We start from the raw sequence: 12,370 nt of genomic DNA, 5'->3' as shown, positions 1-12,370 counted from the left end.
GTTTTCTCCAGATAAAATTTGAGATGGCTTTTCAGTTTTTTCAGCCGTTTTCCATTTGATAGCGAAGAGCGGATGAGACGATGTCTCGCCATTCGCCGGATTGCTGCATGATCGCCAGACCCTTGTTGAGCGTTTCCAGAATCGCTTCTCCGTCCGGGTTGTCCTTGTGCGTCATGACATTCAGCGACTTGATCGCCGCCAAATTCGGGTTCTCGACAATGCGGTGTTCGTAACCAAGGCGACCAATGGCTCCGTCGGCCAGGTGCGCTTCGATTGCGACAATGTCGGCCTCGCCCGTCATCACTGCTTCAAAGCACTCGTCCGGCGATTCCGGGCGCAGCAAGGTGATGATCGGCTCGTACAGGCTGACCGCATCCATATGTGACAGCGACCAACCTTCGGGGCGGCAGATCGTCGTTCCGGCGAAATCAGCGTAGCTGAGCGCTTCGACATAGCTTGTGCCTTCGCGGGCGAAGAACGTGTCGACCACTTCGTAGAACGGGTTCGAGAAGTTGTAGGTCTCACAGCGGTTGCGGTCGTTTTCGGACAGCGCCGCGGGTTCTTCGCAATTCGGACGCGACCAGGGGAAAGTGCCATCGAACGCAAGCGTCGGCATCAACAGATCCAGATGCGAGTTCCAGTCGTTTACGAACTGAATCTTGTAGGCCTGCTCAGGCGCGGCGCGCAGCATCGCGGTTTCCACCAGGTGCGTATAGAGGCCACGGTGTGGCAGTGCTTCGTCCGTGAAGGGCTGATAGTCGCCGCCGGTGATCAATAGCACCTGACGGTCACGCACCTCGGGGCGTTCGCCCGTCCCGGCATCGCGGATCAGGGCGGCGCCTTCGGCGCGTGCGGCCTCGATTTCCTCGCGCGCGGCGGCTTTGGCTTCAACCACGGCCTGTTCACTGACTTGCTTGGCCTCAGCTTCGGCGGCGGCAACACGGGCTTCGGCCTCGGCGATCGCCTGTTCTGCGCGCTCTTCGGCAGCTTTGACCAGCTCGGCAGCCATTTCGGCGGCCAGACGCTCGGCCTCGGTATCAGCTAGAACCGGAGTACGACCGATATCTTCAAGGCAGGGCATTGCCAGCACGTCACCGACCCGAATGATGTTCGGATTGGATCCGATCACATCGCGGTTGGCGTCAAAAATGATGCGGAAATCTTCCGTCGCATAGACCTGAATCGCCAGCTCTCGCAGACTGTCGCCGCGCTGAATCTCGTAGTTCGAGCACGCCTCTTGCGCGGATGCTGCACCTGTCGCCGCCGCCAGGGCCAGGCTCGATATGATCAATGTGTTTTTCATGGGTCCCGTTGCTTTGCCTTATTATTGTTTCGCAAGTTTCACGACTGCGATTGAGAGGTTGTCTTGATCAGGGTTGTTCTTCTCCAGCACTGCCTGTTGCAGTGCCTCTGCGATTTCTTGCGCCAATGCCTGCGCGTGGCTGCCTACGACCGCCTGAAGCTCGTCATCGGTCAGGGTCTGCAGGCCATCACTGCCCAGGATGAGGATGTCCGCAGCCGTCATTGCCAGCGGATCTTCCGGGCAATCCACTTTGGGAATCGAACCGCCCATGATGACCGAGGTTAGCTGATTGCGGTCCGGATGAGACCGCGCCTGCGCTTCGGTCAGCGTACCGTCAGCAACCTGCGCGTCGATCATCGGCCCCATCGAGTGGTCTTCGTTGATCTGCATCAGCGCGCCGTCCCGAAACAGGTAGAGCGGGCTGTCGCCAATCGAAATCCAGAACAGACGCTGCCCCAACAGCAAGGTGCCCAGCAAGGTGGACCCCATGTTGCAGCCTTCGCCCTGTTCTTCATTGCGGTTCGAAATCAATGCGTTGGCCTGCATCGCCGCCAATGGCAGCGCATCTATCGCCGCGCGTTCTGACAGGGTGTCGCTTTCCAGCTCGGTGTCCAACGCCTCGCGCCAGGCAGCGACAACGAGGCTTGAGGCGACCTCACCGGCCTCATGCCCGCCCATACCGTCAGCAATCACCACATAGCCTGCATCCGCCGCGTCGAACATACGCGCAGCGATAGCATCCTCCTGCGTGTCCCGCTGACCCTGGTTCAGGATCAGCGCAACGTCATATGCCGGAGTCGCGAGCATCTATCAGGAATCCCGCCAATCAAAACCTTCGTCGCAGAAGGCCATGAAACGGATCGAGGTTTCGCTGATGCGGATCAGGTCGCCATTGGACAGCGCCACGGTGCTGAGGACCGGCTTACCATTCAGGCGCACCAGATTGGCCTTGCCGCCGTGACCCAGATAGCATTTGCGATCTTCAGGGTCATAGGCAATCACGGCATGGTTGCTGCGCGAGATGCCGGTGTCGCCGAAATCCAGCTGGATGGCCTGATCATCATTGCGACCGATCTGCATCAGACCTTCCGTGAGGGTGATGCTGGATCCACGGCCGGGGCCCTGGGTAACAACCAGCCAACCCACCGGGAAGGTCTCTTGCGCGGCTTTGGTCTTGGCAACCGGCTCGGCGGTTTCGATCAGATCCTGTACGTGGGTATCTGCGCGTTCGAAGCCCAGGAAAGTGGTCTTTACACGCGAACGGCGGTCCTCAGCTGGGGCCGGGGCCGGAGTTGGCACTGGAGTCGGTGTCGGCTCAACCGATGCGACCTGCACCTCGGGTTCGGGCTGCGGTTCAGCCTGCGGTGCGGGGGCTTCCGCCACCGGTTCGTGAACTTCGACCTCAGGCTCGACCGGCGCGGCGGTCGGTTCCGGAGTGGGTTCGACTGCGACAGGTTCGATCGCTTCGGGCTCTGCCACTTCGACCTCATCCTGAACCGGCGCTTCGACCCGCTCGTCTTCGGACAGATGCAGGGTCACGATCTGCTCGTCAGCTTCCGGCTCGTCAATCGCTATATCCTCAGCCACCTCTTCGGTCACCGGAGCCTCTTCTGCGAAGATGGACGTCTCTTCCTCAGTGTCCTCAGCCACGTCCTCGGCATCCGAAAACTCGGGCATCTCGCCTTCAACGGTCAGCTCATCCTCTTCGTCATAAGTCTCTTCATACGCCTCAGAGGCCAGATTGCCGCCGCCCAGCGCCGCGCGTAGCGCGTTGAAATCCGCAATCGGTTCGGGCTTTTCCTCGGCCGGGACTGCTGCCTCAGTCGTTTCTTCTTCTTTGGCTTTGCCGGCACCTTCTAGAAGCCGGCTGAGAGGGCTTTTGTATTTGAACATGGTGTCGACACCTTCAACTTGTTGGCACACAATTCTGTGCCGTTTCGCTACCCGCACCGCGACTGTCCGCGCTGCGGTCTTCAATCTTGAAACCAGGAAACTTTTTACCTTTCTGCGCCGGGCCGGATCCCGTCAGGGTGGCTGTCTTTCGAGGCCCACCCTCAGCAAACACACGCTGGCAGATTACGTTCGAACCGGTCTGATCACTCCTGCGCAAGAGGCATGGTTGCGTTGGCATCGGTACCGTTGCGCGATACCGCAAACTGCGCCTGAGGCTGTTCGCCCGACACCAGTTCCGCCAACACCGCATCGAGGCTTTCCGGTCCTTCGAACGCAAGACCCGTTTCGGCCTCGCTGACCAGCACATCCCCTGTTTGCAAGCTGCCCGTCGCGCCCTCGGGCACCTCTGTCACAACTGTCTGCCAGCCACCGGCCCCATTGCCGTTGACGCTAAAGCCGTAGCCGTTTTCCAACCCGATCGAGCGGAATGCAGGCAAAGCGAGCAAACCATTCTGCGCCCGTGTCTCACCCAGAGGACGGTAGCGCGCTGCTACGCGCAGATACCCGTCGGGATCCACCTGCAGGTTCTCAAGCACCTGTGCCGCAAAGGAGGCATCGTCGCGTACCGGCTTGCCATTCAAAGTAAAGATGGTAGCCCCTCGCTGAACCCACTCGCCAATAACAGACATATCCTGATTGGCATCCACACCCGTGATTGAGAACATGTTGCCGGTCGAGGCGCGACGGCGGGACGTATCAAACGGAACCTCAACATCCCAATGCGAGAACGCCACCTGAGCCTCGGCCAGATTGACCGGAGCTGCCGGGGCCTCAGCCTCAGGCGCGGTCACTTCGGGCGCGGCTGCCGTTGCTTCGGGTGCGGCTGCGGTTTCTTCGTTCGCGACTGCTGTTTCTTGAGGCGCTGCTTCTTCGGTCACCGTTTCTGCGGGGGCTGCTTCTGTGGCAACCGTCTCCGCAGTTTCACCCGGCTCCTGCTCAACAGGCTGCACTGCAGCGCTGACTTGTTCCAGTTCCTGTGAAGGCTCTTCTGTTTGGGCCGGTTCGACTGCCGCTGTTTCGGATTCCACCGCTGCGGTTGCGGGTTCCGCCGCTTCCGTCGCAGGGGTCACCGCCGCCGCTGTCTCGACTTTGTCCGCATCACCGGACATCATCACATATCCACCTGCGGCTAGTGCGATGGCTACAACAGCCACACCTGCCAACAGCTTGCCATTGCCGCTCGATCCGCTTTTGACAACCGTATCAACGGCAACCACTGGCTCCTCGCGGGGCGAGAGCTTGGACAGATCTTCTTCGGCCTTGTCCTCATTGCCCATGACAATGTCGGAATTGCCCGCCAACAAAGCGGTCACAACCGCCTCGGCATTTTCGCTTTCGGCCTTGATCCGCGCTTTTTCGGCCTCTTTGTCCTCCCGGTCCATGCCGACGATGACTGAAACCGGACGATAGGCGAATGTATCGAACATCACCCCCGGCCCGCGGAACATGCGCAACCAGTCCAGCGCCGATTGAAGACGGTCGGTGGCGTGAACCTCCATCGCCTTGTCGATCGCTTCCAGGAACCCTTCGGGGTAGCCCTCGAACCGTCCGGTCAGCGGGGTGTAGGGGTCTTCCTGTCCGTTATTGAACGCGTTCAGGCGGCTTTGACCGTCAATCGGACGCTCACCGCTGATCGCGTGATACAGCGTTGCCGCCAGCACATAGAGGTCGCTGCTGGGGCCTTGCTCAGCGCCGCGCACATAGAATTCATGGGGCGAGTAGCCATCCTTGATCACCCGCAGCGTCAACAGCGCTGCCGACTTGTTCGCCGCCTGCTCGCGCGCAGCGCCAAAGTCGATCAGAACCGGATCGCCATTCTCGTCGATCAGGATGTTGTCAGGGGAAATGTCCCGGTGCAGCATGCCGCTCTGGTGGATGAACGAGACCGCCGACAGCATCTTTTCGGTCACCTGCACGATGAAGTCAGGGCCGCTTTCGTTCTCGGGCTTCTCCATGTAGTCCAGCAGGTCGCACCCGCGGATCAGGTCCATGGCGATATAGGCGGTGTTGTTGTCCTCGAACACCTGATGCACATCGACGATGTTGGGATGCACCAGCCGCGCGTGGTTGCGCGCTTCCTGGATGAAAAGGTCCACGATCGCGCGCAGGTCTTCGGAGTAGGAGGGATCAGCGGCTTCGACCAGGTCTCCATCGCGACGGCAGAGCGCGCCGGGGAAACATTCTTTGATCACCACGTCCCGTTCCAGGCTGTCACGGGCCAGATAGGTGATTCCGAAGCCACCATTGCTGAGATAGCTCAGGATTTCATACTGCCCCCGCAGGAGCTTGGCTCCGGGTTGCAGACCTTCAATTTTTGGTTCGTCGTGCGATGCACCGACAGCCTGGTTATGGCTCATTTCAATCCGCCCGTATTTCTCAAATCGCGGTACAGAAAACTGGGCAATCAGCCCGCGAACTCATAACCAAAAACAACCGCAGGACACTTAAGTCCGGTTAGACGTTTCAAATTTGACTTTATTGGGGCCGCCTCATGGCTTCACTATGGATCGTATTTCCCCTAAATCAACATATAGTGCTGGACCCATTTTGCAATCATAGATATGGTAAATTCGCATATATAATTCGAAAACTGAACCGACCAAAACAAGCGGTTGGTCTACGAATTCGAAACAATAGGGAATCATTTTGGACAGGCCTCGAATCGCCGCAGTGCAGCTCAATTCCAGGTGGAGAGCGTCAGGTTCCGGTCTTGGACTGCTCGGTCGCCACAGTGCTACCAGCCCAAGCCAGGTTGTCGCTCAGCTGCGCCAGAATGCTGATGGCATCACGCAAAGGTGCGTCGCCGCTTTCGAACTGCAGCAGCAGCAGAAGGTCGGTGGCCTTTTCGAACTCGCCGGGAATCCAGTCCGCATCGGGGTCGATCTCGCCGCCCTGTTCCAGACGTTCGGCAAAGTCTTCGACGATTTCCTGACAGCTCTGCAGGAACGCGGCCGGTTCGATATCCGAGGATTCACGCAGGTCCTCATAGATGCTGGCAATCGCGGCCAGCCAGTCTTCGAGGATCGGGTTGTTCAACGGTGGCAGGGCCGATCCAAGCGCAGCTTGAACCGAGGGACTTTCGGCCTCCTGCTCTGGTTCGGGACCAGCGAGAGTTTCCAGAAATGGCTGAAACAGCTCGGCAATGTCTTTGCGGGCTGCGTTCAGGTCATGCATCCGACGAGCGGAAGCCGCCTCGAGCACCTTCTCGGCCAGATTCTGACCGCCGCAGTTTTCCCACAGATCAAAATCTGGTTCAGGCTCTTGCGCCATGGCTTTCACGGCGACAGGCGTACCGATTGGAACCACGGCGTTGAAAAGGCCTGTTTTTTCCTTGTTCAACCGGGCAAGCACACGGTCCAGAGCATCACGGACGTGAGGCAAATCGGTATGCGTAACGGCCAGCAGACTGTTGTCGCGCAATTCCTGCGGGACCTGTGCCCAGAGATGACGTTCGGTCTCGCGCCAAGCGTTTGTGCCGTTTGTACACCAGATGGCGCAGTCTACGAAACGCAGCAGGTCGAGCGTTGGTTTATAGGTCTCATCCAACGCGCCCGAGCCGGGAAGGTCGAAAAGAGAAATCTCACGCAGCGCGGGCGTGTTCAACCCGACCGAGATGAAGTCGGGCTTATCCTCGGCCGCTTTCTCAAGCACGATCCCTGAGTAAGTCTTGGGCTCCTTGTCCCACCAGCCAACGGTGGTTTCCGGTGCGTCCGCATAGGCGACGATCACAAGGGGCAGCTTCAGATGCTGTGGACCGGTGGGCAGAATGTCCGCCCCGGCCAGCATATTGGCGAGGCTGGACTTACCCGCCCCGAATTCCCCCGCAAAACCGATATTGACCGCATTGGACAGACGCGCGGCATGGGCGAGAGCCTTCGCGCGCATATCCTCCAGCGCCGAATCCATTGGCAGGGATTCGGTTGCGTTCAGAAAGCGCTCGAGCTGCCTGACGTCCTGTTCGGTTCCGGGAAATTCGATCATTCCGCTGCCTTTGCTTGTCCTTCATCCGTGCGCACCGGGCCGAACACCGTTTCCAATTCATCGGCGATGCGACGGGCCCGATCGAACGCATCCTGCGCTTCGGCCTGAGCATTAGTTTCACCCGAACCGGTCCGGTGTTCAAGATAACCGCCCAACAGCGCCACATAGTGGTCCAGAACTGTTTTCAGCCGCTCCATCATGTTTTCACGAGCCGTATCGATCAGATCGTCCCCGATCAGTTCGAATTCCTGCACGATCATCCGCTCAGCACGGGTTACGACGCTTTTGCGCGAAATCAGGCGTGACAGCCAGTTCACCCGCAACTCCACCGTAATACCGCGAGTAAGCGCCGTCGTGTCCGGACGGAACCACCGCACAGCGCTGGTGTTCATGCGGTTGTCGACCGGGTCCTGCCATCCGGGCAATGCGCGCAGGGCCGCGTTGGCCTGCATGTCGATCGCGTAAAGCTCGCTCAGCATGCGTTGGCGGACGACCTGCGTGGCCCCCTGAATCAACTCGCGCATCCGGTCGCGCAAAGGGGTAAAGTTCAGCTCGGTCTCAGCACCTTTCGCCAGCAGAGGCGAATTGCCATCCGGGCCACGCACCACGGCCGAGACCGCCTCGGCCACCGTGTCATCCATGACGCCGCGCAGATTGGCCAGCACGTCGTCCATGTCGCGCGTCATCACCTCGGTCTTGTCGGCAACAAGCGCCCTGAGTTCGCCAAGCGTCTTGTTGTTTTCGTCCAGATCGACTGTGGTCGAGCCATCCTCGGACTCCAGCGCGCGCAGCTCGGCCTGCGACCTTTCCAATTCGCCTTGCGCGAAACTGTTCAAATGCTGCCACGCCATCCGTAGCTGTTCGCTGCGCGGTCCGTCGGCCAAGGCCTGCGTCACATGCCGCCGCAGATCCGGAAGACCCGAAGCGATCATGGCAGCAAAGCGCAGCACGCCTTCGCGGCTGATCGGGCCGGGGCCTTGCTTGATCTCTTCCACACCGTCCAGATACTGCTTCATCTGCTCGGGATGAGCGCGCAGCCATGCCAGAACGTCATCGTGATTGACGCCGGTCTCATCCCCGGTCAGCGCATAATGCGCCCATTGGGCACTGCCCATCAGCACGTCAATGTCCGAATTCCCCAGCGCTTGTTCCAGACCGTCCAGAACATCGCTGCGCACCTTGCCGGCGTCCTCGGCCCCGCCGCCCAGCTCATCCACGCGGTTGATGAAGACGACGATCTGGCCCAATTCCAGCGCCTGCATCAGGCGGAACAGCTTTAGGTCAGCCCGCGACAAGGCCTGATGTGCGGATAGAACCACCACAAAGAAATCCGATTCCTTGAGGTATTGGCGCGAGATTTCCTCGCGGATCAGCAGCGGGTCATTGACGCCCGGCGTGTCGGTAACTGTCAGCGGAAACGGGAAATGGCCGATGTCAAAATAGACCTCGGCCTTTCGGGTGATATCACTGTAAAGTCCCCGATCCGAGCCGGGATCGTGGGTTTCGCTATCGCTCGGATCATCGCCCGCGCAGACATAGCGGGCCAGATCGTCCGAGTTCAGGTCTTCCAGATCGTGGTGCTGACCTAGCAGTTGCTCGTAACTGTCGCCCAGACGCAAACGGGCGCGGGTTTTCATCGCCTCGACCTGCTCTTCTATCATCTCGCGCTTATAGCTGTCCTCTTCATCAGGGAACATGTTACGCAGCTCTTCACCTTCGGCGATCAAGGCCTGCCACTGGTGATTGTCGAAGAAGTGGAATTCTGCCCCTTCGGTGCGGCCCGAAGGATGGCCGAAATGCATATCGGTGATCACCGTTGTCCACGGGTTCACATCCGAGGGCAGGTATTCGGCCTGCCCCGTGAAGCCATTGATCAAACGCGATTTTCCCGCCTTGATCTGCCCGACAAAGGCTATCGACGGTTTCAACCCCGAAAGGTCTCCGACAATGCGCGAGATGAACTGACGGGTTTCGTCATTGCTTGTCTCGTTCATGTCTTCGGCGATGCGAATAAGCTCGCGGCGACTGGTCTCACTCATAACTTTTTACCCTGGTAACAAGAAACACTGGTTTGAATTGATGGAAAATTTGAAGGATCGGGAGGCACTCATGAGTCACCCCCGGAAAGTTTGGTCCACAGGCCAACAACGGCACCCAGCTTGCGCGCGTCATGCACGGCAATTGCGGTCTGCTCTTGATCCTGCACCACCGCCACGGCAGCCCCCTTGCCCCCAGAAGGACGCATGACAATCAGCTGAGGTTGCTGCAGCTCGGACTGGCTATCGTCGTTCCATCCGGTCAAATCCGCCATGAAACACGCCAGAAGATCAGCATCGGGGCTCAATGCCGCGTCCCCTTCGAACTGAGGATCACCCCCGTCGATCAGGCCACGCGCCTGCGCGAAACGCTCAGAGCTGTCAAAGAACCCCCGCGCGGCCGACGCCACATCCGATACCTGAGACGCAGGCTCTTCAACATCCGGTACAACCGAAACAATTGGCTCGGCCGGGAGTTCAATCCGGGCGCAGGCCATTTCGATTTCGCCAAGCGTGACACCGACGTCATCGGCCTCAAGCTCGGCATCGGGTTTCAGCGAGACAAATTCCAGCGGCGCTGGTGCGTCGGCGATGTCCGACACCAGCTGCGCAAGTTTGCCGATCAGCCCTTCGCGTGGTTCGGTTTCAAAATCCGGCACCATACCCGATCGGACGCGGAACACATCGGTCACGCGGGCATTGCTAACCTCGATTGCCAGCACATCTCCGTTGGCCGCGGTAAACTCCAAGCGACGCGGCAGAACAGTGCCACGAATAGCGCGCAGCACACCAGCACGGCGCGCAACCGAGCTCTCGCCCTCGACCGGGACGGCAGGCGACAAACGTGCAACCGAGGACCGCCCGATATTGTCGAGCATGTCGAGTATGTTCGTATCCATCATACCGTGACCCCCTCTGGTCCCGTTCAGACTGCGGCCCCAACCGGCCCTAAGCTGAGATGTGATTTGGTAAGCGCCAACCCTACATTCGCGCTGTTGCTGCAGATGTAGCAGACCACATGTTCGGGATACTCCCGGGTCCGCTGGAAAATGATCAACCTGTCGCCGGAAAACACCGCGATTTCCCCAAATCCCGGTGTTTCAGATGTATCCCCACCTGCTTCACGCAACATGGCTTCAAAAGCCACCACCCCGCGCCCCTGAAACAGGTTTGCCGCGGCCAAAGCCAGCGTGTCCAGCACGTCCGAGGCATCAGGGTCCTTGACGCTTGTGCCCAGCAACATCCCCGTTTCCATGTCGACATACCCGGCTGCAACGCAGTCGGGTATAGTCTCCGTAGCAGCGGTCAGAGCAACTTGAATAGACATCTAGACCCTGACCTTCTTCGTGTCTTGTCGGCGAAGGCTACAGAACATGCCATTCTGCCCCTCTGTGTTCCCCGGCTTTGGGAATGGACCTGATCGCCTCTTTGGCCTGAGTTTCGATATGCTCAAGGGCAATCTGGTCGAACTCAGCCAGGAAGGCCAAAAACGCGCGTTGAAGCCCCTCAGCATCTGTGGGCAGATCCCCTGCGGCGGCAAGCTCTCGCCACATTGCGGCTGCGCTGGGAAGCTCACCTGCGGGGATGTCCAGCAGCCGTTCGGTTGCATCTTCCTCAACCTCTTCCGGTTCGGGCTGCGGCATCAGTCGCACTTCAACCAGACCGTTGGTTTCGGGCTCCGGTTCAAAGTCGTCGTCATCGCTTCCCGACTGTTCCGCCATCAATGCCGTGATCGACGAGACCGAAACCTCGATCCCGGGCGCATCCGACTGGTCTTCTGTGGCCTCCGTCGGCACAACCTCGGGTGTGTTGGACAAGGTCTTGTTGAGCGATTCCAGAAGGTCTTCAGATTCCTCAGCCTCAGGCGCTGCCTCAGCCACATCATTTGCGGGCCTGGGTGTTTCATCCTCTTCGGCAAAGACATTCTCATCTTCGTCTTCCGCACCCGAGAATTCGAACACGTCCAGGTCCGCCTCGTTATCAGCGAAAGAGGACAGGTCCAGCGGGTCTTTGGGCTCTTCTCTGAACTGGGCCCGCATTTGGTCCTCTTCCGTCTCGGCGGGTTGAGGGTCCGGCGTCGGGACCATTTCGGCGCGCAGGCGCTCGGCCTCGTCCGCATTGATCCGCTCCCGCTCCACCTCGTCCGAGCGTCGTTCGACGCGGGACGGGCGCACTGGGAAATTGGTGACTACGCCCCTGTCCTGATCTGCCACCTCCGGGGTCTCCGAAGGAACCGGATCCACCAGCTGCAGCGGCGCGACGTCAGCGGTCTCGTCCTTGCGCTTGGGCCGGGTCGGGCGCACCAGCGGGCCCTCAGACTGGCTCTTGTCAATTTGGTACCGCGACAGATGGCCGGCGCGGGTGTCCATGATCTGCTCGGTGATCCCAAGGAAGCAGTCGATCATCTTGCCACCACCGCTGCGCGCCCACATCTCGGGGTCGCCGGTTTTGTCACGCGCGGTAATCGCATCGCGGGCGGAAAACAGGATTGAACGGTTGAACAGATGCCCCGCCTCGCGGTTGACCCGCCGCAGAACTTTTTGGCGGTCCTTCTGGCCCAGCGCATCGGCGCGCGTAATCAGCAGGATCGAATTGTTCTGCAACCGTTCGGGCAGAGAGACCCATGTCGCACGTTCAGTTTCCCGCCAGGCCTGCGTCGCATGGGTACACCACAGAACGCCATTGGCCTGTCCGACAGCGCGCTGCCAAACATCGGTCGAGATTTTGGGGTCCGAGATACCGGGCGTGTCGATCAGATCCACCGCCTCAAGAATATCGGCCTCAAGGAAAATCCGAATGAACTGCGCGTCGTTGACACCCACACTCTCAAGCTGATCCAGCGAGATATCTTCGGTGCTGCCATCATGGCGTTTGACGTAAGCCGAGCGGTTGCCATAGCTGAACCAAACCGGCGGCAGTTGGGTTGCGGTGACCTGCGTCGGCAAGGCCTGCTTGCGCAGCAGAAAATTCATAAGCGTCGATTTACCGGCGCTGAACTCGCCCATGAGGGCGAAAACCGGCTTGCGGCGCGACCACTGCTCGATACGCTCCCATGCCTTGGGGGTGATGAAACGGTTTTGGATGTCTTTTGCCATTT

At 59.5% G+C, this 12,370-nt stretch carries 9 protein-coding genes; all 9 read right to left on the bottom strand.

The window, feature by feature from the left end:
- Window positions 1-40: 40 nt before the first annotated feature.
- The 9 genes from ACR0C3_RS06760 to ACR0C3_RS06720 all read right to left on the bottom strand — a co-directional run bounded on the left by ACR0C3_RS06760 (window position 41) and on the right by ACR0C3_RS06720 (window position 12,368).
- Entirely contained in the window at window positions 41-1,303 is a 1,263-nt protein-coding gene (locus ACR0C3_RS06760; RefSeq protein ID WP_170375717.1) for a transporter substrate-binding domain-containing protein, read from the bottom strand.
- 21 nt (window positions 1,304-1,324) lie between these two features.
- On the bottom strand, window positions 1,325-2,110 hold the full coding sequence (locus ACR0C3_RS06755; protein WP_480757826.1) for a PP2C family protein-serine/threonine phosphatase: 786 nt from the start codon (window positions 2,108-2,110) through the stop codon (window positions 1,325-1,327).
- 3 nt (window positions 2,111-2,113) lie between these two features.
- Window positions 2,114-3,196 (bottom strand): FHA domain-containing protein, encoded by a 1,083-nt coding sequence (locus tag ACR0C3_RS06750; RefSeq protein ID WP_480757825.1) that lies wholly within the window; start codon window positions 3,194-3,196, stop codon window positions 2,114-2,116.
- Window positions 3,197-3,399: 203 nt separating this feature from the next.
- A complete protein-coding gene (locus tag ACR0C3_RS06745; protein ID WP_480757824.1) occupies window positions 3,400-5,613 on the bottom strand; it encodes a serine/threonine-protein kinase in 2,214 nt (737 codons plus the stop codon).
- 340 nt (window positions 5,614-5,953) lie between these two features.
- Window positions 5,954-7,237, bottom strand: a complete 1,284-nt coding sequence (locus tag ACR0C3_RS06740) for a dynamin family protein (RefSeq protein ID WP_480757823.1) — start codon at window positions 7,235-7,237, stop codon at window positions 5,954-5,956.
- Window positions 7,234-9,276, bottom strand: a complete 2,043-nt coding sequence (locus ACR0C3_RS06735) for a dynamin family protein (RefSeq protein WP_480757822.1) — start codon at window positions 9,274-9,276, stop codon at window positions 7,234-7,236. The genes ACR0C3_RS06740 and ACR0C3_RS06735 overlap by 4 nt, the downstream gene beginning before the upstream one ends.
- A gap of 68 nt (window positions 9,277-9,344) precedes the next feature.
- Window positions 9,345-10,175: a hypothetical protein gene (locus ACR0C3_RS06730; RefSeq protein WP_480757821.1), complete on the bottom strand. Its 831-nt coding sequence runs from the start codon at window positions 10,173-10,175 to the stop codon at window positions 9,345-9,347.
- Between the two features lie 23 nt (window positions 10,176-10,198).
- Window positions 10,199-10,600: a hypothetical protein gene (locus tag ACR0C3_RS06725; RefSeq protein ID WP_480757820.1), complete on the bottom strand. Its 402-nt coding sequence runs from the start codon at window positions 10,598-10,600 to the stop codon at window positions 10,199-10,201.
- Between the two features lie 37 nt (window positions 10,601-10,637).
- Complete coding sequence (locus ACR0C3_RS06720; protein WP_480757819.1) at window positions 10,638-12,368, bottom strand: dynamin family protein; 1,731 nt, start codon at window positions 12,366-12,368, stop codon at window positions 10,638-10,640.
- Window positions 12,369-12,370 lie beyond the last annotated feature (2 nt).

This window comes from Ruegeria sp. CK3 (assembly GCF_056536565.1).
This window is presented reverse-complemented; position numbering and strand designations above follow the sequence as displayed.